The 26,658-nt window shown below is 70.1% G+C and carries 20 protein-coding genes; 14 read left to right on the forward strand and 6 right to left on the reverse strand.

Annotation, left to right across the window (positions count from 1 at the left end; genetic code table 11):
* The first annotated feature begins 68 nt into the window (after positions 1–68).
* The 8 genes from OG984_RS04970 (at position 69) to pulA (ending at position 14,441) form a co-directional block, all read left to right on the forward strand.
* The gene (locus OG984_RS04970; RefSeq protein WP_328530527.1) at positions 69–2,750 is read left to right on the forward strand and encodes a P-loop NTPase fold protein; all 2,682 of its coding nucleotides are present in this window, start codon (positions 69–71) and stop codon (positions 2,748–2,750) included.
* Positions 2,751–2,785: 35 nt separating this feature from the next.
* A complete protein-coding gene (locus OG984_RS04975; protein ID WP_328530528.1) occupies positions 2,786–4,966 on the forward strand; it encodes an acyl-CoA dehydrogenase in 2,181 nt (726 codons plus the stop codon).
* Positions 4,963–5,478 carry an FAS1-like dehydratase domain-containing protein gene (locus OG984_RS04980; RefSeq protein WP_328530529.1) on the forward strand — a complete coding sequence of 172 codons (516 nt, stop codon included), beginning with the start codon at positions 4,963–4,965 and terminating at the stop codon, positions 5,476–5,478. Before OG984_RS04975 ends, OG984_RS04980 begins: the two co-directional genes overlap by 4 nt.
* Entirely contained in the window at positions 5,475–5,879 is a 405-nt protein-coding gene (locus tag OG984_RS04985; protein ID WP_328530530.1) for a Zn-ribbon domain-containing OB-fold protein, read from the forward strand. The genes OG984_RS04980 and OG984_RS04985 overlap by 4 nt, the downstream gene beginning before the upstream one ends.
* A complete protein-coding gene (locus OG984_RS04990) occupies positions 5,876–6,259 on the forward strand; it encodes a MaoC family dehydratase (RefSeq protein ID WP_328530531.1) in 384 nt (127 codons plus the stop codon). Before OG984_RS04985 ends, OG984_RS04990 begins: the two co-directional genes overlap by 4 nt.
* Complete coding sequence (locus OG984_RS04995; RefSeq protein ID WP_328530532.1) at positions 6,256–7,422, forward strand: lipid-transfer protein; 1,167 nt, start codon at positions 6,256–6,258, stop codon at positions 7,420–7,422. The genes OG984_RS04990 and OG984_RS04995 overlap by 4 nt, the downstream gene beginning before the upstream one ends.
* 204 nt (positions 7,423–7,626) lie before the next feature.
* On the forward strand, positions 7,627–9,015 hold the full coding sequence (locus OG984_RS05000) for an alpha-amylase (RefSeq protein WP_328530533.1): 1,389 nt from the start codon (positions 7,627–7,629) through the stop codon (positions 9,013–9,015).
* 137 nt (positions 9,016–9,152) lie between these two features.
* Positions 9,153–14,441, forward strand: coding sequence for a pullulanase-type alpha-1,6-glucosidase (gene pulA / locus OG984_RS05005; RefSeq protein ID WP_328530534.1), 5,289 nt, complete (start codon positions 9,153–9,155; stop codon positions 14,439–14,441).
* A 520-nt stretch (positions 14,442–14,961) separates the two neighbouring features.
* On the opposite strand, the gene OG984_RS05010 is transcribed toward pulA, so the two are convergent.
* The 3 genes from OG984_RS05010 to kstD are packed head-to-tail and all read right to left on the reverse strand — an operon-like array spanning position 14,962 to position 19,021.
* Positions 14,962–16,428: an FAD-binding protein gene (locus tag OG984_RS05010; RefSeq protein WP_328530535.1), complete on the reverse strand. Its 1,467-nt coding sequence runs from the start codon at positions 16,426–16,428 to the stop codon at positions 14,962–14,964.
* Complete coding sequence (locus tag OG984_RS05015) at positions 16,425–17,312, reverse strand: MaoC/PaaZ C-terminal domain-containing protein (protein WP_328530536.1); 888 nt, start codon at positions 17,310–17,312, stop codon at positions 16,425–16,427. The genes OG984_RS05010 and OG984_RS05015 overlap by 4 nt, the downstream gene beginning before the upstream one ends.
* Positions 17,312–19,021: a 3-oxosteroid 1-dehydrogenase gene (gene kstD / locus OG984_RS05020; protein WP_328530537.1), complete on the reverse strand. Its 1,710-nt coding sequence runs from the start codon at positions 19,019–19,021 to the stop codon at positions 17,312–17,314. The genes OG984_RS05015 and kstD overlap by 1 nt, the downstream gene beginning before the upstream one ends.
* 190 nt (positions 19,022–19,211) lie before the next feature.
* Between kstD and hsaA the strand changes: the two genes are divergently transcribed.
* The 4 genes from hsaA to OG984_RS05040 are packed head-to-tail and all read left to right on the forward strand — an operon-like array spanning position 19,212 to position 22,815.
* Positions 19,212–20,405, forward strand: coding sequence for a 3-hydroxy-9,10-secoandrosta-1,3,5(10)-triene-9,17-dione monooxygenase oxygenase subunit (gene hsaA / locus OG984_RS05025; RefSeq protein WP_328530538.1), 1,194 nt, complete (start codon positions 19,212–19,214; stop codon positions 20,403–20,405).
* On the forward strand, positions 20,405–21,307 hold the full coding sequence (gene hsaD, locus OG984_RS05030) for a 4,5:9,10-diseco-3-hydroxy-5,9,17-trioxoandrosta-1(10),2-diene-4-oate hydrolase (RefSeq protein ID WP_328530539.1): 903 nt from the start codon (positions 20,405–20,407) through the stop codon (positions 21,305–21,307). The genes hsaA and hsaD overlap by 1 nt, the downstream gene beginning before the upstream one ends.
* A complete protein-coding gene (hsaC, locus tag OG984_RS05035) occupies positions 21,304–22,203 on the forward strand; it encodes an iron-dependent extradiol dioxygenase HsaC (protein ID WP_328530540.1) in 900 nt (299 codons plus the stop codon). Before hsaD ends, hsaC begins: the two co-directional genes overlap by 4 nt.
* Positions 22,204–22,233: 30 nt before the next feature.
* A complete protein-coding gene (locus OG984_RS05040) occupies positions 22,234–22,815 on the forward strand; it encodes a flavin reductase family protein (protein WP_328530541.1) in 582 nt (193 codons plus the stop codon).
* Positions 22,816–22,825: 10 nt separating this feature from the next.
* Here the strand turns inward: OG984_RS05040 and OG984_RS05045 are convergent, their stop codons facing one another.
* Positions 22,826–23,239 carry an RpiB/LacA/LacB family sugar-phosphate isomerase gene (locus OG984_RS05045; protein ID WP_328530542.1) on the reverse strand — a complete coding sequence of 138 codons (414 nt, stop codon included), beginning with the start codon at positions 23,237–23,239 and terminating at the stop codon, positions 22,826–22,828.
* A gap of 165 nt (positions 23,240–23,404) precedes the next feature.
* On the opposite strand from OG984_RS05045, the gene OG984_RS05050 reads away from it, so the two are divergent.
* On the forward strand, positions 23,405–24,112 hold the full coding sequence (locus OG984_RS05050; protein WP_328530543.1) for an ALF repeat-containing protein: 708 nt from the start codon (positions 23,405–23,407) through the stop codon (positions 24,110–24,112).
* A 57-nt stretch (positions 24,113–24,169) separates the two neighbouring features.
* Here OG984_RS05050 and OG984_RS05055 read toward each other — a convergent pair whose 3' ends face one another.
* The gene (locus tag OG984_RS05055) at positions 24,170–24,622 is read right to left on the reverse strand and encodes a nuclear transport factor 2 family protein (protein WP_328530544.1); all 453 of its coding nucleotides are present in this window, start codon (positions 24,620–24,622) and stop codon (positions 24,170–24,172) included.
* A 122-nt stretch (positions 24,623–24,744) separates the two neighbouring features.
* Here OG984_RS05055 and OG984_RS05060 point away from each other — a divergent pair, with 122 nt between their 5' ends.
* The gene (locus tag OG984_RS05060) at positions 24,745–25,584 is read left to right on the forward strand and encodes an alpha/beta hydrolase (RefSeq protein ID WP_328532326.1); all 840 of its coding nucleotides are present in this window, start codon (positions 24,745–24,747) and stop codon (positions 25,582–25,584) included.
* A gap of 187 nt (positions 25,585–25,771) precedes the next feature.
* Here the strand turns inward: OG984_RS05060 and OG984_RS05065 are convergent, their stop codons facing one another.
* Positions 25,772–26,611, reverse strand: a complete 840-nt coding sequence (locus tag OG984_RS05065) for an LLM class F420-dependent oxidoreductase (protein WP_328530545.1) — start codon at positions 26,609–26,611, stop codon at positions 25,772–25,774.
* Positions 26,612–26,658 lie beyond the last annotated feature (47 nt).

Here is a 26,658-nt window from a genome sequence, read left to right on the forward strand (position 1 = left end):
TTTCACCTGACGAGCGGCGCTCGGGGCGCTAGGTTGCTGTCGCCGATCTCGAGGACCCAGGAGCTCACGTGCCACACGACGGCGCAGCCGCAGCACCGAACGACGCGCCTACGATCGAACGGGAGAGCCACGGGCACAGCGCCGACGGCGGCGTCGCCTCGTTGCGCGCGATCCTGCGGCGTACCAAGGAGCAGGTGGGCCAGTATCACCAGGACGCGCGCGACGCCCGGTGGGCGCTCGCCCGGGCGACGCTGCTGGCGCCACGCGGCGAGCTCGGCGACGCGGAGACCAACGGGAGGCAGTTCCGGGCGGAGCGGTGCGCGCAGGTGTTCGTCGAGCATCTCGACGAGGCGGTGGCAGCCCACGGGGCGCCGAGCTGGCAGGCGCGGAGCGCGCGGGCCGAGCTGTCCCGGGCCTACCGACTCCTCCTCGAGGACCCGACCAGCCAGGTCCGGGTCTACGACGACCACCTCAGGGCCGTGCTCGCCGAGGGCACGCATCGGATGATCGACCAGGTCCGGGCACGCCAGGACCTGGCCAACGCGTACGCCGACATCCACAAGTTCGACGAGGCGATCGCGCTCTACCAGGAGAACGTCGACAACCTCGAGCGCTCGGAGCGGTTCGGCGCGCACAGCCGCTACAGCGACCACGCCCGGCGGCTGCTCGCCTGGGCGCAGAAGGCGCGCCGCGACGTCGGCGCGGACAGGATGCCCGTACGCCGCCCGCGGCTGCGGCCCTCCGCCCACCGCCACGCGGTGCCGCTCGAGGACGGGCCGGCGATGGCCGACCTGCTCGGCGTCGACGGCGACGTCGACGCCCTCGGCCGGATGATCGCGGCCAGGTCGACCCAGCCGCCGCTGGCGATCGCCCTGCTGGCGCCCTGGGGCGGCGGCAAGTCGACCTTCATGCGCCTGCTCAAGCACAAGGTCGAGGTGGAGCTCCCCGCCGAGGACCCGGCGACCTTCCACACCAGCGTCGACGTGGTGGAGTTCAACCCCTGGCACTACAGCGACACCCACGTCATGGTCGGGATGTCCCGGGCCATCTTCGAGTCGCTGACCCGCTACCTGGAGCGCCGCGTCGCCGAGAGCGGGTCGACCGAGACCTCCTGGCGTGAGCAGGTCGAGGAGCGCAAGGCGCTGACGGCGACGCGGAGCCGCCTCGAGCGCACCCAGGACGCGCTGCGGACCAACTCGGTGGTGCAGCGTCCGCGCGCGGCGCTGATCGCGCTGCGTACGCTGCCCGACCTCGTCCTCGGCCGCAACCACAAGGTGATGCGCATCCTGGTGATGCTCAGCGCGGCGTCGTTCCTCGTCGCGCTGGCGGCCGTGCTCGGCTGGGAGGCCTGGGGGCTCGACGTCGGCGCCAGGATGCGCGCGTGGGCGGACGTCGTGCTGCGCTCGGCGCCCGCGCTGCTCGTCCTCTCCACGGTGTGGGCGACGATCCTGGAAGGTGTGCCGAAGGCCGCGGCCATCCACCGGAAGGTGCGCTCCGGCGCTTCCTGGCTGGTGGGCTTCGTGGCGGCGGGTGTCGATGCCGAGATCGGTCGCATCGACGAGCGGCTGAAGCGGACCGAGGCGCGCCCGACCACGGCGGCGGTGGCCGACCTGGAGACGATTCTCAGCGACCCTGAGCGCGCGGCCGAGCGCGACGTCCAGCGCGGAGTGGTCGGAGTGCTCCAGGCCCAGTTCGAGGAGCTGGCCGAGGCGTACGGCCTCGGGAGGGACGGCGCGCTCGGCACCCAGGTGGCCGCCGACGACCTCCGGATCCGCCGCATCGTGCTGCACGTCGACGACCTCGACCGGTGCCGTCCGGAGCGGGTCGTCGAGGTCCTGCACACCCTCAACCTGCTGCAGGCGACGCGCCTGTTCGTCGCCGTGGTCAGCGTCGACCCGCGCTGGCTGCGGCGGTCGCTGCGCGAGCTCGACCCCACCCGCCCCGGGGATCCGGACGCCTCCGATGTGAGCGGGCGGCTGCGGGACGAGATCGGCGACCCGCTGGACTTCCTCGACAAGATCATCCAGATCCCGTACGCGCTGAGGCCGATGAACGCCTCCAATGCCGAGGAGTACTTCAGCCGCCTGGTGCGCAGCCACGACCTGGATGATCCCCGGATCGAGGAACCCGAGGCCGCGGTCGGCGCAGGGGTGGCTCCGCCGGCGGCGCCCGAGCACCTGGACCAGCGGCGCCCGGCCCTGCAGCTGACCGTGACGCCGCGCGAGTGGGACTACCTCCGCCCGCTCGCGGCCGCGCAGGAGACGCCTCGGGCGGTGAAGCGGTTCCTCAACCTCTACCAGCTGCTGCGGCTGACCTCGGGACTCGGCATGGAGGAGGAAGAGGGCATCCTCGGCGACGACGTACACGCCGCGCGGCGAGCCGCCGCGACGCTGCTGGCCGTGCTGGTGGGCGCGCCGCGGCAGGGCTCCGAGCTGCTGGCCGAGATGCTCTCGGTCGATGCCCCGGACCACACCCTGGACGCCCTGGTCGACGACCTGCAGAGCAGGCACCTGCACGACCCGAGCGGCCCGCACTCCCGCCGCCGGCAGGCCGGCACGGGTCGCTGCGACGTCTGCGTCGGGTGGCGCCGGATCCGTGACGTCGTACAGCCGCCGGGCTCTCCTGACGAGGAGGCCGGGCCGGCGGACGGCCGTCTGCGGGTCGGTGACTTCCGGCCCTGGGTGGGCGAGGTGGCGCGGTTCAGCTTCCATTCCGAGGCGATGGGTCTCGCCGGAGTGGCATCCTCCTAGTAGCGGGGAAAACTAGAACGCGTTACAGTTTCGGCATGGGAGACGAGACGCTCGATGCCGTACGCAGCGTGGTGGCCGAGGTCCTTGCCCGCAAGTCCGACCGGGGTGACTGGTCGGCCTGGGCGAGTGCCGGGCTGACCGCGCTGCCCGTGCCGGAAGCCCAGGGCGGCGAAGGGTTCGGGCTGACCGAGATCGCGGTGCTGTTGCGGGAGGCGGGTCGCCACGCGGTCCGCGTGCCGGTGTGGGAGACGCTCGCGGTCGGCGCGCTGACCCTAGCCGGGCGCGGGACCTCGGAGCAGCAGGACGCGATCCTGCCCGGCGTGGCGAGCGGCGAGACGCTGCTGACCCCGGCGTGGCTGGAGCCGGGACGGCCCGACATGCCTTCTGCGACCTACCGCGACGGCACCGTGAGCGGACGCAAGATCGGGGTCACCTACGCGGCCGAGAGCGCGCACCTCCTGGTGACCGCGACCGTGGCCGATTCCGGGGCGCCGGTCGTGGTGCTGGTCGATCCGAGCGGACCGGGCGTCACGCTCGCCCCCGCCAGCACCTCGGGCGAGCTGCCGCAGCACACCGTGGTCCTCGAGGACGCTCCGGCCGAGCCGCTCGGCGAGGGGGCCTTCGAGACGCTGACCGGCCTGGCCGTCGCGGGCCTGGCGGTGAGTGCGGCCGGTGTGCTCGCCGGCGCGCGCGACCTGACCGCTGCGTACGTGAGCAACCGGCAGCAGTTCGGCCGATCCCTCGCTGAGTTCCAGGCCGTCGCGCTGCAGATGGCCGATGTCTACGTCACCTCCCGCACGCTGGACCTCACCGCGGACAACGCGGTCGCGGCTGTCACGCAGGGCCGCACGCCCGGCACGGACCTGAAGGTCGCCGCCTACTGGGCCAGCCAGGTCGTGCCGTACGCCTTCCGCACCTGCCACCACCTCCACGGCGGCATGGGCGTCGACGTGACCTACCCGCTGCTCGGGTTCACCACCTGGGGCACCGACATCGCCCACCTGCTCGACACCCCGGCCGATGCCGTGCCGGTCGAGACCGGCGACGCCAAGAACCGCGAGCTCACCGATGCGCAGCGGTCGCTGAAGGCCGAGGTCAGGGCCTACTTCGCCGGCCTCTCCCACGAGGGCGAGCCGGGCGATCCCGGCCCCGAGGGCTCCTGGGACCGACACGGCCCGACCTACCAGAAGCTCATCAAGCAGCTCGGCGACGACGGCTGGATGGGCGTCGGCTGGCCGAAGGAGTACGGCGGACACGGCCTCGGCGAGGTCGAGCAGACGATCTTCGCCAACGAGGCGCAGTATGCCGACGTGCATCTGCCGGCGGTGACCCTGCAGACCGTCGGCCCGACGCTGATCCGCTACGGCACCGACAAGCAGAAGCAGATGTTCCTCAACCGGATCCTCGCCGGCGAGGTGCACTTCGCGATCGGCTACTCCGAGCCGGAGGCCGGCACCGACCTGGCCTCGCTCCGCACCACGGCCAGGCGCGATGGCGACCACTACGTCGTCAACGGTCAGAAGCTGTGGACCACCGGTGGTCACGCCGCCGACTACATCTGGCTCGCGGTGCGCACCGACCCGGACGCCCCCAAGCACAAGGGCATCTCGATCCTGATCGTCGACACCACCGATCCGGGCTTCTCCTGGACGCCGATCATCACCGCCGACGGGTCCCACCACGTCAACGCGACCTACTTCAACGACGTGAGGGTCCCCGCCGACATGCTCGTGGGGGAGGAGAACCAGGGTTGGAAGCTGATCACCACCCAGCTCAACCACGAGCGCGTCATGCTCGGCCCGGCCGGGCGGATCGAGGGTCTGCGCGACCGGGTCCTGCGCTGGGCCGCGGCTCAGGGCGTCAGCGACAGCCCGGACGTACGCTCGCTGATCGGGAAGACCACCGCCGTCTTCCGCGTCAACGAGCTGCTCAACTGGGAGGTCGCGCGCGCAGCGGAGCAGGGCGGGATCGAGGTCGCCGACGCCTCCGCCTCGAAGGTCTTCGCCGCCGACCAGGTCCAGCACCTGCTGGCCGACCTGATCGCCCTGGTCCACCGCCACGGCGACCCCGGTGAACCCGTCACGAAGAGCCTGCTCGACTACCTCGACGCCCAGGCGAAGCGGAACCTCGTGCTCACCTTCGGCGGTGGCGTCCAGGAGGTCCAGCGCGAGCTGATCGCGATGTTCGGACTCGGGATGCCGAGGGTGCCGCGATGAGCGACAAGCAGACGCTGGTGGACGAGGCCGTCCACGGGAAGGTCATGGCCGCCGCCGAGGAGATCAAGGGGTGGGGCGAGGCCGCCGAGCGCGATGCCCGCGACCTGGTCAACCAGCCCACGATCAACAACTGGCTCGAGGCGATGGGCCTGGAGTCCGAGCGGTTCCACCAGGGCGAGGCGCCGCCGTCGATGGCGCAGGTGTGGACGATGTACGGCCAGGGCGGCAAGCACCCCGACCGCGACCCACTGCACGCGATGATGAACGTGCTCACCGACGCCGGCTTCCATGGCGTCCTCGGCACCAACTCCGAGCAGAGCTACGACCGCTACCTCCGCGTCGGCGAGCAGGTGCGCGTCACCACCGCGCTGGACTCGGTCGTCGGCCCCAAGCAGACCGGGATGGGCGTCGGCTACTTCGTGACCTCCAGATCGACCTGGTACGTCGGGGACGAGCGCGTCGCCACGATGTTGTTCCGCGTCCTCAAGTTCATCCCCAAGGAGAAGCCATGAGCGGCCCGGTGCGGCCGGTGATCGGCCAGGACAACGCGTACTTCTTCGAGGGCACCGCCAAGCAGGAGCTCCGGATCCAGAGCTGCAACGCGTGCGGGGCTCTGCGACACCCGCCGGGTCCGGCGTGCCTGAGCTGCGACGCGTACGACCGTGGTCATGTCGTCGCGAGCGGCGAAGGCACCGTCTACTCGTTCACGGTCATCCACGCCCCCAAGCTGCCCGGCAAGGAGCTGCCGCTGGTGGTGGCGCTGCTGGACTTGCCCGAGGGCGTACGCATGGTGGCGGAGGTGACCGGCGTGCCGCCCGAGGGCGAGGACGCCCTGACAATCGGCGAACGGCTGGTCGTCGACTGGAACACGATTGACGAGGAGCTGACGCTCCCGATCTGGAGGCGGCCATGAAGTTTCAGACCGGAGAGAAGATCCCGACCTGGGAGCTCCCGATCACCCCAACGCTGGTCGTCTCGACCGCGCTCGCGACGCGCGACTTCCAGGACGTGCACCACGACCGCGACCGGGCCCAGGCCGCCGGCTCGAAGGACATCTTCATGAACATCCTGACCTCGACGGCGCTGTGCGAGCGCTACGTCACCGACTGGGCGGGGACCGACGTGCAGATCAAGGGCATCTCGATCCGGCTCGGCGCCCCGGCCTACCCCTACGACACACTCTCCTTCTCCGGCGAGGTCATCGAGGTGGCCGACGGTGTCGCCACCATCCAGGTCACCGGCGCGGTCTCGCTCGGCGCGCACGTGACCGGGACCGTGAGGATCGCCGCATGAGTCTGAGCAAGAAGGCGGCGATCGTCGGCATCGGTGCCACCGAGTTCTCCAAGGAGTCCGGTCGCTCCGAGCTCCAGCTGAGCGTCGAGGCCACCCGGGCAGCCCTGGCGGACGCCGGCCTGACGCCGGGAGACGTCGACGGGCTGACCACCTTCACCATGGACACCAGCTCCGAGATCGCGTTGGCTCGCGAGCTCGGGCTCGGCGACCTGAGGTTCTTCTCCCGGATCAACTACGGCGGCGGCGCGGCCTGTGCGACGGTCCAGCAGGCCGCGATGGCGGTCGCGACAGGTGTCGCCGACGCCGTGGTCGCCTACCGAGGCTTCAACGAGCGCTCGGGCCAGCGCTTCGGCCAGGTGCAGCCCTGGGCCGCCCAGCAGATCAACACCAACGGCCTCGACAACTCCTGGACCTACCCGCTCGGCCTCTCGACGCCGGCCGCGACGGTCGCCATGCAGGCCCGGCGCTACATGCACGACTACGGCGTGACCAGCGAAGACTTCGGTGCCGTGGCCGTCGCCGACCGGCGTCACGCCGCGACCAATCCCGCCGCGTTCTTCTACGGCAAGCCGATCACGCTCGAGGACCACCAGGCCTCCCGGATGATCGCCGACCCGCTCCACCTGCTCGACTGCTGCCAGGAGTCCGACGGCGCCGTCGCGATCGTCGTCACCAGCCCCGAGCGGGCCCGCGACCTGCCCAATCCGCCGGTGACCATCGCCGCGGCCGCCCAGGGCAGCGCCGCCGACCAGTACGTGATGACCTCCTACTACCGCGACGAGATCGGCATCCCGGAGATGGGTGTGGTCGCCAAGGATCTGTGGCGCCAGTCCGGCCTCACGCCGGCCGACATCGACACCGCCGTCCTCTACGACCACTTCACCCCCTACGTACTCATGCAGCTCGAGGAGCTCGGCTTCTGCGGCAGGGGAGAGGCCAAAAACTTCGTACGCGACGGGGCCATCGAGCTCGGCGGACGACTCCCCGTGAACACCCATGGCGGCCAGCTCGGCGAGGCCTACCTGCACGGCATGAACGGCATCGCCGAGGGCGTACGCCAGGTCCGTGGCACCTCCGTGAACCAGGTCACCGGAGCCGCCCATGTGCTCGTCACCGCCGGTACCGGCGTACCCACGAGCGGACTGGTCCTGACAGCACCCTGACAACGCTGAAATTTTGCGCAAGGTCTTGCACCCCCGGGCTCCGCCCGGGGGTGCTGCTGTGAGATGGCTACGCCTCAGGGGTTGACGTGTGACCGGCATCACTCATACGGTCGGCCTGCAAGATCTTGCAGCAAGATTCAAGCGCGTCGTGTCACCCCCACCACCTATCCGGACGCGGCGCGTGCCTTCGACCTAGGAGGAACCATGGCTCTCAAGTCCATGGCTGCCGCACTTGCCCTCTCGGCGGGAGCTGCTGTCGCGCTCACGATCCCGGTCTCGGCCCCGGCGCAGGCCGCGCCGCCGGGAGACAAGGACGTCACCGCGGTGATGTTCGAATGGAACTTCGCCTCGGTGGCCAAGGAGTGCACCAGCACCCTGGGCCCGGCCGGCTACGGCTACGTCCAGGTGTCCCCACCGCAGGAGCACATCCAGGGCTCGCAATGGTGGACGTCCTACCAGCCCGTCAGCTACAGGATCGCCGGCCGGCTCGGCGACCGCACCGCCTTCAAGAACATGATCGACACCTGCCACGCCGCCGGCGTGAAGGTCATCGCGGACGCCGTCATCAACCACATGTCCGCGGGCTCCGGGACCGGCACCGGCGGCTCGTCCTACAGCAAGTACGACTACCCGGGCCTCTACTCGAGCTGGGATCTGAACAACTGCACGGCCACGATCAGCAACTACCAGGACCGCTTCAACGTCCAGGAGTGCGAGCTGGTCGGCCTCGCCGACCTCGACACCGGCGAGGACTACGTACGCGGCAGGATCGCCGGCTACCTCAACGACCTGCTCTCCCTCGGCGTCGACGGGTTCCGGATCGACGCGGCCAAGCACATGGCGGCCTCCGACCTGGCCAACATCAAGTCGCGGCTCACCAACCCGAACGTCTACTGGAAGCAGGAGGCCATCTTCGGCGCGGGGGAGGCCGTCTCGCCGAGTGAGTACCTCGGCAACGGCGACGTCCAGGAGTTCCGCTACGCCCGCGACCTGAAGCGCGTCTTCAACAACGAGAACCTCGCCTACCTGAAGAACTACGGCGAGGGCTGGGGCTACATGTCCTCGGGCAGCTCAGGCGTCTTCGTCGACAACCACGACACCGAGCGCGGCGGCGACACCCTCAACTACAAGGACGGCGCCAACTACACCCTGGCCAACGTCTTCATGCTGGCCTGGCCCTACGGGTCACCGGACATCAACTCCGGCTACGAGTGGAGCGACAAGGACGCCGGCCCGCCCAACGGCGGCGCGGTGACCGCCTGCTGGCAGGACGGCTGGAAGTGTCAGCACGCCTGGCCGGAGATCAAGAAGATGGTCGCCTTCCGCAACACCGCCCGCGGCCAGGCCGTCACCAACTGGTGGGACAACGGCGCCGACGCCATCGCCTTCGGGCGCGGCAGCAAGGCGTACGTCGCGATCAACCACGAGTCCTTCTCGCTCACCCGCACCTTCCAGACGTCGCTGGCAGCCGGCACCTACTGCGACGTGCAGAGCGGCAGGAGTGTCACCGTGAACGGCTCGGGCCAGCTCACCGCCACCCTCGGGGCCAACACCGCCCTCGCGCTGCACGTCGGCGCGACGACCTGCAGCTGACCCCTTCGTCCGGCCGTCCGGCGCCGTCCCCCATGGGCGCCGGGCGGCCGGCACGCCGCACGACCTCGAACGACCCCGCACAACCAGAGAGGCCCTCACAGGTGAATCGACGAAGTGGCGCACACTGCGCGCCCCGGATGGCCGTGACCGTGCTCGCGAGCGCACTGCTCGCCACGGCACTGCAGACGGCCGCACCGGCCTCGGCGGCAGATGCCCCGAAGCCGCCCTCGGACGCCAAGCTGGCCGCCGAGCCGGCCCGTCACGACGCGACGAAGGAGCAGTTCTACTTCGTGCTGCCCGACCGGTTCGCCAACGGCGAGACCGCCAACGACAAGGGCGGCCTGACCGGCGGCCGCACCTCGACCGGCTTCGACCCGACCGACAAGGGCTTCTACCAGGGTGGTGACCTCCAGGGCCTGACCGAGCGCCTCGACTACATCAAGGGCCTCGGCACCACCGCGATCTGGATGGCGCCGATCTTCAAGAACAAGCCCGTCCAGGGCGAGGGCGCGAACGCCTCGGCCGGCTACCACGGCTACTGGATCACCGACTTCACCCAGGTCGACCCGCACTTCGGCACCAACGAGGACCTCGAGACGCTCATCGACGCGGCGCACGCCAAGGGCATGAAGGTCTTCTTCGACGTCATCACCAACCACACCGCCGACACCGTCGACTACGCCGAGAAGAAGTACGGCTACCGGCCCAAGGGCGCCTTCCCCTACCTGGATGCCGAGGGACGCCCCTTCGACGACGCCGAGCCGGCCTCGGACGGCGCCGAGGTCGACCAGGACTCGTTCCCGTACACCCCGGCCAACACCGGCGAGATGGTCCCGTCCTGGCTCAACGACCCGACGCTCTACCACAACCGCGGCGACTCCACCTGGGAGGGCGAGTCGACCACCTACGGCGACTTCAGCGGCCTGGACGACCTGTGGACCGAGCGCCCCGAGGTCGTCGACGGAATGGAGAAGATCTACCAGCGCTGGGTCCGCGACTTCGACATCGACGGCTTCCGCATCGACACCGTCAAGCACGTCGACCTCGACTTCTGGACCGAGTGGGCGACCGCACTGGACGCCTATGCCGCCAAGCAGGGTCGCGAGGACTTCTTCATGTTCGGCGAGGTCTACTCCGCCGACACCGACGTCACCTCGCCGTACGTCACCCGCGGCCGCCTCGACGCGACCCTGGACTTCCCGTTGCAGGACGCCGCCCGCGCCTACGCCTCGCTCGGCGCCCCGGCCGACCGGCTGGCGGGAGTCTTCGCCGATGACTACAAGTACGCCACCGACAAGGCCAACGCCTACGAGCAGGTGACCTTCCTCGGCAACCACGACATGGGCCGGATCGGCACCTTCCTCGCGGCCGACCACCCGGACGCGAGCGACGCCGAGTTCGTCCGGCGGGCCCGGCTCGCCAACGAGCTGATGTTCCTCTCCCGCGGCAACCCGGTCGTCTACTACGGCGACGAGCAGGGCTTCACCGGCGCCGGCGGCGACAAGGACGCCCGCCAGACCCTGTTCGCCTCCGAGGTCGCCGACTACCTCGACGACGACCAGATCGGCACCGACCGCACCCATGCATCGGACGCGTACGACACCAGCCACCCGATCTACACCGCCATCGCCGAGCTGGCGAAGCTCCGCAAGGACCACCCGGCCCTGACCGACGGCACCCAGAAGGAGCTCCACGCCGCCGACTCCGTCTACGCCTTCTCCCGCACCGGCGAGGACCGCGAGTACGTCGTCGCGGTCAACAACGCCGCCGAGGCGAAGACCGTCAGCCTGCCCGTGGAGTCGGCCGCCTTCGAGACGATCTACGGCGGCGAGGCCACCGAGGCCGCAGCCGACGGCAAGATCACCGTGACCGTGCCGGCGCTGTCCGCGGTCGTGCTGCGCGCCGAGGCCGAGCTCCCCGAGGCCACCGCGAAGCCCACGCTGTCGCTGACCGCCCCCGAAGCCGGTGCCACCGGCACCGTCACCCTCACCGCCGACCCGGGGAGGACCGCGGACGCCCGAGTCGTCTTCGCCGCCCAGATCGGCACCGGCAAGTGGCGCACCCTCGGCTCGGTCGACCACGCGCCCTACAAGATCACCCAGTACGTCCCAGCGACCGTCGCGAAGGGCACTGCCCTGCGCTACAAGGCCGTGGTGGTCGACCGCGACGGACGCACCGCGAGCGCACTGGCCGAGACGACCGCCGGACAGACGCCCGAGGCCGAGACACCGAGTGCCGTCGACCGCGACTACGCGGTCGTGCACTACCGGCGCGCCGACGGCGACTACACCGGGTGGTCCCTCCGGGCGGGAGACCAGAGCGGCGGGTTCAGCGGCCGCGACGCCTACGGCGCCTTCGCCTGGGTGAAGCTCCCCGACGGCGCCTCCTCGGTGACGTACACGGTCGAGAAGGACGGCACCACCGACGGCGGCCAGCGGACGATCGACCTGGCCGAGACCGGCGAGGTCTGGGTCGAGGCCGGCAACGAGGGCCAGGAGACCACCAGGCCCGAGGGTGCCTACCCGGCGCCAGACACGTCGAAGGCCGTGATCCACTTCCACCGCGCCGACGGCGACTACGACGGCTGGGGCCTGCACACCTGGACCGGTGCCGCGAACCCGACCGAGTGGTCCAAGCCGCTGCAGCCGACCGGCCAGGACGCGTACGGCGTCACCTTCGAGGTGCCGCTGGTCGACGGTGCCACCTCGCTCAACTACATCGTCCACAAGGGCGACGAGAAGGACATCCCCAACGACCGCTCGCTCGACCTGGCGACGTACGGGCACGAGGTGTGGCTCAACTCCGGCGACACCGGCTATCTGCTGCCGTCGGTCGGCTCGGCCCCCGAGCTCGACCTGGCCAAGGCGCACGCGCAGTGGATCGACGAGACCACGGTCGTGCTGCCGAAGGAGAAGGCGAGCGGGTCGGCACTGTCGACGCAGCTGGTCTACGACCGCGACGGCGGCATCAGCATCGAGGACGGTGCGCTCAGCAGCGAGGGCCGCTGGCTGCGACTCCAGGCCGCGTCGCTGACCGACGAGCAGAAGGCAAGGTTCCCGCACCTGAAGGAGTACGCCGCCTTCACCGTCGACACCCGCGACCGCGACCGGATCCGGGAGGCGCTCGCCGGCCAGGTCGTGCTCACCCAGCGGATCGGCAACGGCGCCCTGGTCACCGGCACCGGCGTGCAGACCCAGGGCGTCCTCGACGACCTCTACGCCGCGAAGGCGGAGAAGGCTTCGCTCGGGCCGGTGTTCAAGGACGGCAAGGCCACCTTGTCCGTGTGGGCGCCGACGGCGCACGAGGTGAAGCTCGAGCTCGACGGCAAGACGATGCGGATGCGCCGCGACGACGCCAGCGGCGTCTGGTCGGCGACCGGCTCGGCCTCCTCCTGGCGCGGTAAGGAGTACCGCTACGTGGTGAAGGTGTGGGCGCCGAGCGTGCAGAAGCTCGTCACCAACAAGGTCACCGACCCCTACTCGGTCGCGCTCACCGCCGACTCCGAGCGCAGTCTGGTCGTCGACCTCGGCGATCGATCGCTCGCCCCGAAGGGCTGGTCGACGCTGAGGAAGCCCGAGACCGTGGCCCTGAAGGACGCCCAGATCCAGGAGCTCCACATCCGCGACTTCTCCGTCGAGGACGAGACCAGCGAGCACCCGGGCGGCTACCTCGCCTTCGCCGACAAGGACAGCGACGGGTCGCGGCACCTGCGGAAGCTGGCCGAGTCCGGAACCTCGTACGTCCACCTGCTGCCGGCCTTCGACATCGCCACGATCCCGGAGGAGAAGGGCGACCAGACCACCCCCGACTGCGACCTCGAGTCGTACGCCCCGGAGAGCGACGAGCAGCAGGAGTGCGTCGCCGCAGCGGCCGCCGGGGATGCGTACAACTGGGGCTACGATCCCTACCACTACACCGTCCCGGAGGGCTCCTACGCGACCGACCCGGACGGCACCGACCGGACGGTGGAGTTCCGGCAGATGGTGAAGGCGCTCAACGAGGACGGCCTGCGGGTCGTGATGGACGTGGTCTACAACCACACCACCAGCAGCGGCCAGGCGAAGACCTCCGTGCTCGACAGGATCGTGCCCGGCTACTACCAGCGGCTCCTCGCCGACGGCTCGGTCGCCAACTCGACCTGCTGTGCCAACACCGCGCCGGAGAACGCGATGATGGGCAAGCTCGTCGTCGACTCGATCGTGACCTGGGCCAGGGACTACAAGGTCGACGGCTTCCGCTTCGACCTGATGGGCCACCACCCCAAGGCCAACATGCTGGAGGTGCGTAAGGCCCTCGACGCCCTCACCCTGGAGAAGGACGGCGTCGACGGCAAGTCGATCATCCTGTACGGCGAAGGCTGGAACTTCGGCGAGATCGCCGACGACGCCCGCTTCGTGCAGGCGACCCAGAAAAACATGGCCGGCACCGGGATCGCGACATTCAGCGATAGAGCCCGAGACGCCGTACGCGGCGGCGGCCCGTTCGACGCCGACCCGGGTGTCCAGGGTTTCGCGAGCGGTCTCTACACCGACCCGAACTCCTCGACCGCGAACGGCACCGAGGCGGAGCAGCGGGCCCGCCTGCTGCACTACCAGGACCTGATCAAGGTCGGGCTCTCCGGCAACCTCGCCGACTACTCGTTCACCGACACCGACGGCCGACGGGTGACGGGGGCCGAGGTCGACTACAACGGCTCGCCGGCCGGCTACGCGGCCGAGCCCGGCGACGCGCTCGCCTACGCCGATGCCCACGACAACGAGTCGCTCTACGACGCGCTCGTCTTCAAGCTGCCCGCCTCCACCAGCACCGCGGACCGCGCCAGGATGCAGGTGCTCGCGATGGCGACCGCCGCGCTCTCGCAGGGTCCGGCGCTCTCCCAGGCCGGCACCGATCTGCTGCGCTCGAAGTCGCTGGACCGCAACTCCTACGACTCGGGCGACTGGTTCAACGCCATCCACTGGGACTGCGAGGACGGCAACGGCTTCGGGCGCGGGCTGCCGCCGGCCACCGACAACCGGGACAAGTGGCCCTACGCCAAGCCGCTGCTGGGCTCGGTCTCGACTCCGTCGTGCTCGGACGTCGACGGTGCTTCGGCTGCCTACCGGGACCTGCTGAGGATCCGTACGGACGAGCCGGCGTTCCACCTGGCCACCACCGGACAGGTCCAGGAGAAGCTGTCGTTCCCGCTCTCGGGGAAGGACGAGACACCGGGCGTCATCACCATGCGCCTCGGGGACCTCATGGTGGTCTTCAACGCGACCACGACGCCCCAGCGGCAGACGGTTAAGGGCGCCGAGGGCGCCGGCTACCGCCTGCACCCGACCCAGGCCGGTGGCGCCGACGAGGTGGTGAAGTCGTCCTCGTTCGACTCGGGCTCCGGCACCTTCACGGTGCCGGCCCGGACGGTGGCGGTCTACACCCGTTGACGGATGGGAAAACGGACGCGGCCCCGGCTCATCGAGCCGGGGCCTGCGGCTTCCTGGTGCGGATGCCGGACGTCAGGTCAGGAGGGGCTGTTGCCGGCGAGGGCACCGACCACCACGAGCGCGATGACGACCAGGGCGGCGATGACCATCAGGCCGGCCGGGCTCCGGAAGTCGAACATGGGAATTCCTTTCGGCTAGTTCGGCGACAGGCGTCGAGTGGGGACCGATGGCCTGCGGACGCGTCGAGAGAGCCGGTCACCGGCGATACCCGCGGCGTCGCGTATACATAACCAGCCGAGCTCGCGACGCGCGTAGGGCCCAAAGTCCCAATTTTTACCGAAGCCATTCACGTTCGACGGGATATGTGATATGGCAACAGTTCGCTCGATGAGCGTCTTCACAGACTAGCTGCCCGCCGGGGCCGACCGAGCATCGGTCTCGCCGGAGCTGCCCAGGCTGTGAGGCCCGTCACCCGATCCCGTCACTCGATCCGGTCAGCTGAGCCGGTCAGCCGAGCCGGTCAGCCGAGCCCGGCGGCATGACGTCCGGCCCTCCGCCCGAAGTACGAGCCGTCGCCGAGCTGCATGCCGGAGGCGTAGCCCTTGGCGTCCTGGGCGAGGTTGGCCGCACAGGCGCCGGCGGCGTAGAGGCCGGCGATCGCGGAGCCGTCCTCGCGGCGTACCTCTCCTTCGACCGTGGTCGCCAATCCGCCCATGGTGAAGCCGGCGTACATCGCCTTGCCGAGGGAGAGGTCGTAGGCGCCCCAGGGGCCGGTGTCCTGCGGCTCGGTCCATTCCGGCGCCTTGTGGAGCTCCGGGTCCTCGCCGCTGGCGGCGTGGGTGTTGTAGGAGGCCAACGTCTCGTTCAGCGTCTCGAAGGGGACCCCGAGACCGACCGCCATCTCCTCAATCGTCTCCCACCCGTCGATGAACGGGCACAGCGGCATCTTCGGGTGCTCGATGTGCGCCGAGTCGACGATCAGGAAGGCCGCCGAGTCCGGCTGTTCCATGACGAAGGCGGCCGTACGCGCGTGGTAGGAGTCCTCCGCGACGAAGCGCCTGCCGTGCTTGTTGACGATGATCCCGGTCAGCAGGATCGAGGGCGGGTAGAACGGCGCGGTCTGGAACGGCTCGTCCATGAACCGCCAGCGACCGCCGGCCGAGGCGCCCAGCCGCAGGCCCAGGCCGTCGTCGTAGGTCGAGGCCAGCGGGAAGAGCTTCTCGCCGAGCCGGGGCGTGTGCTCGGCGACCATGTCGGCGTTGCCGACGAAGCCGCCGGCGGCGAGGATCACCGCCTTGGCCCGGATCGCGCCGCGCTCCTCGAAGCGGCGCCACGCCAGCCCGACCACCCGGCCGTGCTCCATCACCAGGTTGGTGGCACCGGTCTCGTAGCGGATCACCGCGGAGGTCTCGGCGAGCCGGTCGGCCATCCGGTCGACGACCAGCTTGGCGCCGCCGGTGTCGCCCGGCACGGGGACCTTGTGGCCGCGCGGCGCGGGGACGGCGAGGTCGCGGAACGGGTGTACCTTCTCGTTGCCGGTGTACATCAGCCCCTCGGTGCCGGGCTGGATCACCGCCTTGCCGGGCCAGAACGAGCGCTCGAACTCGAAGCCCAGTGCCTCGAGCCAGTCGAAGTGCTCGACCGAGTCGTCGCAGTAGGCCCGGATCTTGTCGTCCTCGGGCTCCTTGGAGACGGCGCGGATGTAGTTGAACATCTCCTCGGCCGTGTCCTCGATCCCGGTCGCCTTCTGCACCGCGGTGCCGCCGCCGAGGTAGAAGTGGCCGCCGGCCATCGCGGAGGTGCCGCCGGGCTCGGCAGCGCGCTCCAGGAGGATCGTGTGGGCGCCGGTCCTGGCCGCCTCCAGCGCCGCGGCTCCACCGGCGACGCCGAAGCCGACCACGACCACGTCGGTCTCCTCCGACCAGCCGCCGAAGCGCTCCTCGACGTCGGCGGGGGAGAGTACGTCGGGGAGTGCCGTGCCGCTCATGCCGCCGCCTCCAGGTAGCAGTCGGCAAGGACCGGGGCGCCGTCGCGGGCCAGATCGGTCGACGAGATCGTCGCTCGGATCAAGATTCTGGGCTCCTCGTCCCACGCCTCGATCGAGATCGTCTCGCCGGGAAAGACGATCCCGGCGAACCTGGCGCCGAACCCGGCGACCCGGGTCGCGTCGCCGTCCAGGAGCAGGCCGGTCGCCTCGCGCAGCACGATGCCGTAGGAGCAGAGCCCGTGCAGGATCGGCTTGGGGAAGCCCGCCTTCGCGGCGAACGCGGGGTCGGCGTGCAGCGGGTTGCGGTCGCCGCACAGCCGGTAGAGCAGCGCCTGCTGCTCCGTGACGTCGTACGCAGCCACAGCATCGGGCGCGCGGTCGGGAACCGCCACCGACGTCGACGGCCCGCGCTCACCCCCGAAGCCGCCCTCGCCGCGTACGAAGATCGAGCTCCTGACCGTCCACAGCGGGTCGCCGCCCGGAGTCGTGGCGACGCCCTCCTGGACGATGACGGCGGCCTTGCCCTTGTCCCAGACCTCCGCGATCCGGGTCGAGACGACGGCCTCGCCGGAGGTGGGGATCGGCCCGTCGACGTGGATCTCCTGGGAGCCGTGGAGCACCGAGGCCAGGTCGATGTCGCAGCCGGGCAGGTCGAGCGAGGGCGGCTCGGTCACGTGGAAGGTCGGCGCGACCACCCCGAATGACGGCAGCACGGTGAGCGCGTCGGAGTCCAGCGTGTAGCGCAGCACGGCCGGGTCGGTCGCGTCGCCCGGACGCGAGCCGGCGCCGATGGCGAGGTGGTAGAGCAGCACGTCGGACGAGGTCCACGAGAACGACTGCGACGGCAGCGAGGCGCCGATGGCCTTGGTGGGGTCGATGGGCATCAGTTGCCCTCCTCGGGTGAGACAGTCTTGAGAGCGCAGTCCTCGGCGGCCAGGTAGCCGAAGACCAGGGCGGGCCCGATGGTGGCGCCGGGGCCGGCGTAGGTGCGGCCCATGACGGCGGCGGAGACGTTGCCGGCGGCGTACAGGCCCTCGATGGCGGAGCCGTCGGGACGCAGGACCCGGGCGCGTTTGTCGGTGACCAGGCCGCCCTTGGTGCCGAGGTCGCCGGGGGCCATCTTGACCGCGTAGAACGGCGCCTGGTCGATGACGTTGAGGGAGCAGTTCGGCTTCACGGTGGGGTCGGAGTAGTACTTGTCGTAGGTCGACTCGCCGCGGTGGAAGTCCTCGTCGACGCCCGACTCGGCGAAGCCGTTGAAGCGGGCAAGAGTCTCGCTGAGCCCGTCGACGGGCACCTCGATCTTCTCCGCGAGCGCTTCGACGGAAGAAGCCTTCACGACGACCCCGCTCTTGAGCCAGCGCCCCGGGAACGGCTGGCCCGGGCCGAGCCCGGCGAAGATGTAGCGGTTGCGGTAGCGCTGGTCGAAGACCAGCCAGGCGGGAACGTGCGAGACGCCTCCCCCAGAAATGAACTCAGCCTGCCCCTTGTAGATCTCGTGGACCGCCTCGACGTAGGGGAGCGCCTCGTTCATGAACCGCTTGCCCGCGCCGTTGACGATGATCGACCCCGGCAGGTTGCGCTCGGCGAGCGCGAACCACGGCCGTCCCGGGAACGGGATCGTCGGTCCCCACCAGGACTCGTCCATCAGATCGGTGTCCGCGCCGGCCGCGATCCCGGCCAGGATCCCGCCGCCGGTGTTGGAGAAGGCGCCGGTGGTCCACTCGACCGAGGTCGGTGCGGGCAGGTACTTCTCCCGCATCTCCAGGTTGCGCTCGAAGCCCCCTGAGCCGAGGATCACGCCCCGCCGTGCCCGGATCACCGTGGTCGGGCCGGACTCGTCGCGGCGTACCTCGACACCCACGACGCGGCCGTTCTCGGTGACCAGGCCGACCAGCTCGGTCTGGTAGCGGACCTCGACGCCGGCGTCGATCAGCCCTTTGCGCAGCCCGATCGCGAGGGCTGCGCCCATGGCGTACATCTTCCTGCCGAGCAGGCCCGCGAGGATCCGCGCGACCGCGATCTTGACCATCGTGATCGGGCCGCGGATCGTGCGCATGCCGAGGCTGATCTTCCGGAAGTCGGCCTGGGTGACCACCATGTTGGCCGGCGACTTCGTGTAGGGCGGGTGCAGCCGGTCGAGCTCGGAGCCGATGATCCGCGCGTCGAGCGGGGCGGGCTCGACGGAGCGGCCGGCGCCGCGACCGCCGGGTGCCTCGGGGTGGTAGTCGGCGTAGTCGGGCACCCAGTTGAACCGCACCGGCGTCTTCTCGCAGACGAACGAGAGCACCTCCGGGCCGCGGTCGAGGAAGGTCTCGCGGCGCTCGGCCGGGACGACGTCGCCCACGATCGACTCCAGGTAGAGGCTGGCGGCCTCGGGGGAGTCCTTCTGGTGGGCGGCCGCGAGGGCGTGGTTGCGCGGGATCCAGACCCCGCCGCCCGAGCGGGACGTCGATCCGCCGAAGTAGGCGCTCTTCTCGATGACGACGGTCTCGAGCCCGTGACGGCGGGCGGCCGCGAGCGCGGCGGTCATGCCGGCGCCTCCGGCGCCCACCACCACGACGTCGTAGGTCTCCTCGTCGCTCTGTCCCATGGTGCTCCTCAACCTCGTGCCATCAGGCGGCGCTATCTAAGAACTGAAACACGTTCTACCATAGATGACGGCCGAGGAAACACGCCCGAGGACTCGACAAAACTGGAACGTGTTCTAGTATTGATCCATCGGCAGCGCACGAATCGCGCCGCCCGACGACATCTGGGACACCATGCAGGAAGGCAGAGCGGTGAGCGAACCGACACAGCGCCCCCACAAGGACGCGCAGACCGTCAGGGACGGGGTGCAGGACCTGCTGCCCACCATCAGGGAGCGCGCCGAGGAGACCGAGCGTCTCCGGGTGGTGCCGGAGTCGAGCGTGAAGGAGCTGGAGGAGGTCGGCTTCTTCAAGCTGCTGCAGCCGGCCCGGTTCGGCGGGCTCGAGGCCGACCCGGTGGACTTCTACACCTGCGTACGTGACATCGCCTCTGCCTGCGGCTCGACCGGCTGGGTCTCCAGCGTCCTGGGCGTGCACCCCTGGCAGATCGCGCTCTTCGACGACGAGGCGCAGCAGGCGGTCTGGGGCGAGGACCCCGACACCCGGGTCTCCTCCTCCTACGCCCCGATGGGCAAGGCGGCTCTCGTCGACGGCGGCTTCCGGCTCTCCGGACGCTGGTCGTTCTCCTCGGGCTGCGCGCACGCCACGTGGGTGCTGCTCGGCGGCCTCGTCTTCAACGACGAGGGCCAGGTGGTCGATTTCCGTACGTTCCTGGTGCCGCGCGAGCGCTACGAGATCGTCGACGTCTGGAACGTCGTAGGCCTGGCCGGCACCGGCTCCAACGACATCGTCGTCGAGGACGTCTTCATCCCGGAGACCTTCACGCTCTCGATGGCCGAGACCGGGCGGTGCAAGGGCCCGGGCCAGGCGGTCAACACCGGCGACCTCTACAAGCTGCAGTTCCACTCGCTGTTCACCACCACGATCACCACGCCGATCATCGGCATGGCCCGCGGCGCCTACGACGAGCACGTCACCATGCAGCGCAACCGGGTGCGCGCCTCCTACGGCGAGAAGGCATCGCTCGACCCGTTCGCCGCCGTGCGCGTGGCGACCGCGTCCTCCGACATCGACGCCGCCTGGGCGCTGCTGATGAGCAACATCCGCGAGCAGCAGGCCTACGTCGCGCGCGGCGAGAAGATCCCGATCTCCCAGCGGCTGCGGATCCGCCGTGACCAGGTCCTCGGTACGCAGCGGGCGATCGATGCGATCGACCTGCTCTTCGAGGCCTCCGGCGGCCGGGCTCTCGCCAACGGCACCCCGCTCCAGCGCGCCTGGCGCGATGCCCACGCCGGCCGTGTCCACGCCGCCAACGACCCCGAGCGGGCGCTGCAGATGTACGGCGCCTCGGAGTTCGGGCACAAGGTCGACCCGGGGATGTACTGATGACGCTGGCCAAGGATGACGTCGCCCACGACGTCCGGATCAAGACCGAGGCGGCGGGGGAGATCTCGCTGCGCTACTACGATCTCGGTGCACCTCAGGACGACCGGCTGCCGCTGGTGATGCTTCACGGCGGGGGTCCCGGAGCCTCGTCGTGGTCCAACTTCGGATCGGCGCTGGAGGGCTTCGCGGCCGACTTCCGCACGATCCTGGTCGACCAGCCCGGTTTCGGGGCCTCCGACAAGCCGGAGGTGGTGGGCAACTACTACCGTTTCGCCGGCGACGCGGTGATCGCGCTGCTCGACGAGCTGAACCTGAAGAAGGTGCACCTGCTGGGCAACTCGCTCGGTGGTGGCACCGCGATGCGGATCGCACTGACCTACCCCGACCGGGTCGGGCGGCTGGTGCTGATGGGACCGGGCGGGCTCTCGCTCAACCTCTTCCACGCCGATCCCACCGAGGGCGTACAGCGCCTGATGGACTTCTCCGGCGACCCCACCCGCGAGGCCCTGAAGGCGTTCATCTCCACCATGGTCGTCAACCAGAAGCTGGTCACCGACGAGCTGGTCGAGGAGCGGTTCGCCGATGCGACCGCACCGGGCGCTCGCGAGGCGATGGCGTCGATGGGTTGGTCCTTCTACAACCCCGAGACCGCCGAGGACGGCATGCTCTGGCGCGAGGCGCACCAGCTCAAGCACCACACCCTGCTCACCTGGGGACGTGAGGATCGGGTGAACCCGCTCGACGGCGCGTTCCCTGCCCTGAAGCTGATTCCCAAGGCGCAGCTGCATGTCTTCCCGCGTTGTGGGCACTGGGCACAGATCGAGGCCGCCGACGAGTTCCGCGAGATCGCGGTCTCGTTCTTGAAGAGGCACAAGGAGCGTACTGCCGAGGAGAAGCGATGAGCATCGACATCAAGTCCATGGGCTACGTACGCGTCACCAGCACCGACCTGGAGGCGTGGCGTACGTTCGCGGAGAAGGTCCTCGGACTGGTGACCGCCAAGGGGCCGAACCCGGAGCACCTCTACTACCGCATCGACGAGGTCTCGGCCCGGCTCGTGATCGTGCCGGGTGAGGTCGACCAGCTCGGCTGCGTCGGCTGGGAGGTCGCCGACCACACCGCGCTCGCGCAGGCCCGCGAGCACCTGGAGAAGTCCGGTGTCGAGGTGGAGGAGGGCACCCCCGACGAGCTCGCCGAGCGCCGGGTGCAGGAGATGCTGCGCTTCCGCGACCCCTTCGACAACGTCTTCGAGCTCTTCCACGGCATCACCTACGAGCGCCGCCCCGCGGTCTCGCCCTACGGCCACACCTTCGTGACCGGCGACCAGGGGATGGGCCACGTGGTGATCCCGGTCAGCGACGACGTCGAGGCGCTGGAGTTCTACCGCGACACCCTCGGGTTCCGGCTGCGCGACTCGATGAGCATGCCCGGCGAGTTCGCCGGCAAAGAGCCCGGCACCAAGATCTGGCTGCGCTTCCTCGGGATCAATCCGCGCCACCACTCGCTGGCGTTCCTGCCGTTCCCCAACGACTCCAAGTGCGTCCACATCATGCTCGAGGTCGACAAGCTCGACGACGTCGGCCGGGCGCTGGAGCGGGTCAAGAAGTACGGCGCCAAGCTCTCCGCGACGCTCGGGCGGCATATGAACGACGAGATGGTCTCCTTCTACGTGAAGTCGCCGGGCGGTTTCGACATCGAGTTCGGCACCGAGGGGCTCCAGGTCGACGACCAGAAGTGGGTCGCCCGGGAGTCCACGGCCGTCTCGTACTGGGGTCACGACTTCGGCGTAGGCCAGTGATCGGGTATGCGTATAGAGGTGCCTGATGGGATGTCTCCCGATGCCGCCGAGAGCTGGCCGCATCCGGAGCTGATCGAGTCCTTCCACGGTCGCTTCGACTTCGAGGCGCCACCGTCCCCTCCGGAGACCCCTGCCGACGCGGAGGCCGACGCCCGGTTCCGTACGGTGCTGGGCCGGTTCGCCTCCGGGGTCACCGTGATCACGGCGCAGACCGCCGAAGGGCCGGTCGGCATGACCTGCCAGTCGTTCTCATCGGTGTCGCTGCGGCCGCCGCTGATCCTGTTCGCGCCGACGAAGTCCTCGCGTGCCTGGGCCCGGATCCGCCGCGCCGGGCACTTCTCGGTCAACATCCTCGCCGCGGACCAGGAGGCGGTCTCGAACCAGTTCGCCTCGCGGGCCGCGGACAAGTACGCCGACATCTCCTGGACCCCCTCCGCCCATCACGGCGACCCGCACCTCTCCGGTGCGGTCGGCTACCTCGACTGCGCCGTCCACTCGGTCCATGAGGAGGGCGACCACTACCTCGTCGTCGGCCGCGTCCTCGACCTCGAGGAGGGCGCCGCGACCGAGCCGCTGCTCTTCTTCCGCAGCAACTACCGCGAGCTGGGCTGAATCGGGCCCGTCAGGGGAGCTCGTCCAGTCGTCGGATGGCGTCAGCCTCGTCCGGGTCGGGCCCGGGCTCGTCCAGGAACGCCCGGGTCACCTCGACGGCGACGTCCGGGGCGAGTCGCTTGAGGCTCATCGCCAGGACGTTGGCGTCGTTCCACAGCCGGGCGCCGCGGGCGATCCAGGGCTCCCAGGCCAGGGCCGCGCGGACGCCGGGGACCTTGTTGGCGGCGATCGCCGTGCCGGTGCCGGTCCAGCACATCACCACGCCGACGTCGGCGCGCCCCTCGACAACGGCCCGGCCGATGCCGGCACCGAGATCGGGCCAGGAGGTGGTGGTGAGGACCTCCACCTCGCCACGCCCACGCAGGTGGGCGAGCACCGCCCGCGTCGTCTCGTTCTCGTCGTCGGCACCGAACACGATCCGCATGCTCCACAACCTAGCGTCGGCAGCCACGGCCCGGGTGACGTCGGGGGGCCTTCGCCGAAATGGCGTTGCCGGCCTGCCGGCGACGTCTGGATACTCGACGCGGCGATCGCGTCCCCGGCTCGAGGAGATCAGATGAAACCCACGCGCGTTGTCCAGGGAGCAGGCTTGACCTTGCTCGTCGGATCGTTGCTGCAGATCGGACCGGCCGCCGTCGCGGCCCCCGCAGGTCAGGTCTCCACGATCATGGCGCCGGTCTCCGTGGAGGCTGCCGAGGAGACGGATCCGGAAGCGTTGCGCGCCGCGATCCAGGCCATCATCGACGACCCTGCGAGCGGGCGCACGGTGTTGGAGAAGGCGCACGAGGCGCTGGCGGACGGCAGCGTCGAGGCGATGACCTACTTCCTGGAGACCGGCCGAGCGATCGCGCAGTACGAGGATGATCGGGCGCGGGTGTTCCAGATCCTGGGTGATCCGAACACGGGCCCCGCGGAGCGAGCCGCGGCAGAAGCAGCCCTGGACGACGGCTCGGCCGAGGCGCTCGCCTACTTCTTGGAGACCGGACGCTGGGGTCCGCGCACCGAGGACAACCGGGTGAAGATCTTCCGGATACTCGGAGAGGCGGAGTCGGGCACGGCGGTACACCGAGCCGCGGAGGCGGCGCTTGACGACGGATCGGCGGAGGCACTCGAGGAGTTCCTCCAGACCGGTTACCGAGCGGCACTGTGGGAGGACTATCGCTTCGAGACCTTCCGGATTCTCGGCCGGGCCGAGGACGGAAGTGCTCTCGAGCAGGCCGCGATCGCGGCCTTGGAGGATGGCAGTTTCGAGGCCCTGCAGCACTTCGTCGAGGTGGGGCAGTACGAGGTCGGCTGATCCCATCGTCCGGACGGTGTTTCGCAAGATCCCAGATCGCTGGGCCTTGCGGGCGCCTCAGGCGTGCGTGGCCGGTCCGCCGGGTCCGGTCAGCTTCGCGCTGGGCTGGTCCTTGAGGCTGGTGGTGAGCTCCCAGGTGCGCTCGTAGCCGGTGTGGGCGATGCGCCAGCCCTGCGGCGTACGGACGTAGCGGTCCTCGTAGAAGGCGGCGCCCTCGAGGGCGAACTCGAAGGCGGGCGCGAAGACCTTGTCGTAGAGGTACCAGCGGCCGGTGGCGGCGTCGCCGTCGACCGTGATCTCGGGGTGGTGGAGGTGGTGCATCGTGATGATCTCGGCCGGCAGGTTGGTGCGCATGTAGTCGACCAGCTCGCCGGGCGAACCGAAGGAGAGGCCGGCGTAGTCGGCGGTGGCGTAGTCGCTGAAGCAGGTGGCGAACTCGTCCCACTGCTTGGTGTCGAGGAGGCGTACGTAGCGGAACTTGAGCTGCTCGATCTCCCTGATGTCACTCATGACCCGATCATGGCAGAACGTGTTCTATAAATGGGTCGGTCGTGGGCTTCCGTTCGGCCGTCGGTCGGTCAGATGTCACGACGTGGGCCGCCGTCGAGGTGCAGGATCGCGGTGTGGACGGGATGGTCGAGCTGCGTGAGCGGCGTGCGGCGCTGCTGGCGAACCCTCGCCTGACCTGGGTCTTCGGTGCAGAGGACCCGGGAGCGGTGATGCGGGAGGTCTGGGCCGACGAGATGCGGCTGCGTGTGCACGCCCCGCGAGCTCCCGCGGCCTCCGCTGCCGGGCGACCGATCGTGCTGGCCTTCCATGGCGGCGGCTGGTGCTGGGGCTCGCCCGAGCAGTCCCGCTGGATGGCCGGGCGGATAGCGGCCCGCACGGGAGCGGTCGTGGTCGCACCGGCTTACCGGCTGGCGCCGGAGCACCCCTATCCGGCGGCGGTCGAGGACTGCTGGACGGCGCTTCGCTGGGTGGTCGCCCATGCCGTCGACCTGGGCGGCGACGCCGACCGGATCGCGGTGCTGGGCGACAGTGCCGGCGGCACCCTCGCGGCGGTGACGGCTCTGCGCGCCCGCGACGAGGGTGGGCCCCGGATCCGTGGCCAGGTGCTCATCTACCCGGTCGTCGACCTCGTCGGCCTGCGCGGGCCCGGGCTCGGCGGGATCGTGGAGCACTACCTCGGCGGGGACGGGTCGCGCGCCGAGGAATGGGCGGTCTCGCCGCTGCGCGCGGCCTCCCATGCGGGCCTGCCGCCGGCGCTCATTCTCACCGCGCGGTTCGACCCTCTGCGCAGGCACGCCGAGCGCTACGCCGCGGCGCTGCGTACGGCCGGGGTGGAGGTCGCCCTGCACTGCCCGACCCTGGCGACCCATGCCTATCTCACCCTGCCTGGAATCTCGCCCGCATCGCGCGCCGGCCTGGCCCGCGTGATGACCTTCCTCAACCAGGTTCTGGGCGGTAACTGACGCCGACTCGGCGCGTCTGTCCCGCGTGAGAATGCCGAGTCGGCGCATCTGTCTCGTGGGAGAGCGCCGAGTCGGCGCAACTGCTCCACCGCAGCGGGACATTCGCGCCGAGTGGGCGCCGAAATCTGGGACAGATGCGCCGACTCGGCGATGGCTGATGGGACAGTTGCGCCGAGTCGGCGGTCGGTCAGGCCAAATTCAGGCGGGTGGCGAGCTTGTCGAGGTAGGTGAGTACGCCGGCGGGTTCCGTGTCGGGGACGCCCCAGATCAGCTCGTCGGCGACCGACCACTCCGTCAGGTCCTCCGGAGTCGGCCGCTTGGCGACGAGCACCCGGACGTCCGGTTTGCCCTCGCGGCCGGCTGACTCCCACTCGTCCTGGAGGGTCTTGACCTTGTCGCCGATGCCGGCCTCGGTCGGGGTCGACATCCACCCCTCGGCGTTGCGGGCGATCCAGCGCAGCGTCTTGGGCCCGCCGCCGGCGCCGACGATCGTCGGGATTCGGCCCTGCGGTGGCTTCGGGTAGGCCCAGGAGGGGCCGAAGGAGACGAACTCCCCGTCGTAGGCGGCCTCCTCCTCGGTCCACAGGGCGCGCATCGCCTCGAGGTACTCCTTCAGCGCGGTGCGCTTGCGGTCGCCGGGGATGCCGTGGTCGGCGAGCTCGTCGGTGTTCCAGCCGAACCCGACGCCCAGCGAGACCCGGCCGCCGGAGAGGTGGTCGAGGGTCGCGATCGTCTTGGCCAGCGTGATCGGGTCGGACTCGACCGGCAGTGCCACCGCGGTCGAAAGCCCGATCCGTGAGGTCACCGCGGCGCACGTCCCGAGCGTCACCCAGGGGTCGAGCGTACGCAGGTAGCGGTCGTCGGGGAGCTCGGTGCCGCCGGTGGGGTGCAGGGCGTCGCGGCGTACCGGGATGTGGGTGTGCTCGGGCACGTAGAACGTGTCGAAGCCGCGATCCTCGGCGGCGGAGGCGAGCTCGGCGGGCGCGATGCCGCGGTCCGAGGTGAACAGGACGATGCCGTGGCGCATGACACAACAGTAGAACGTGTTCTAGTCTTTCCGGAAGGGATCACCGG

The sequence above is a fragment of the Nocardioides sp. NBC_00368 genome (assembly GCF_036090055.1).
Lineage (GTDB): Bacteria > Actinomycetota > Actinomycetes > Propionibacteriales > Nocardioidaceae > Nocardioides.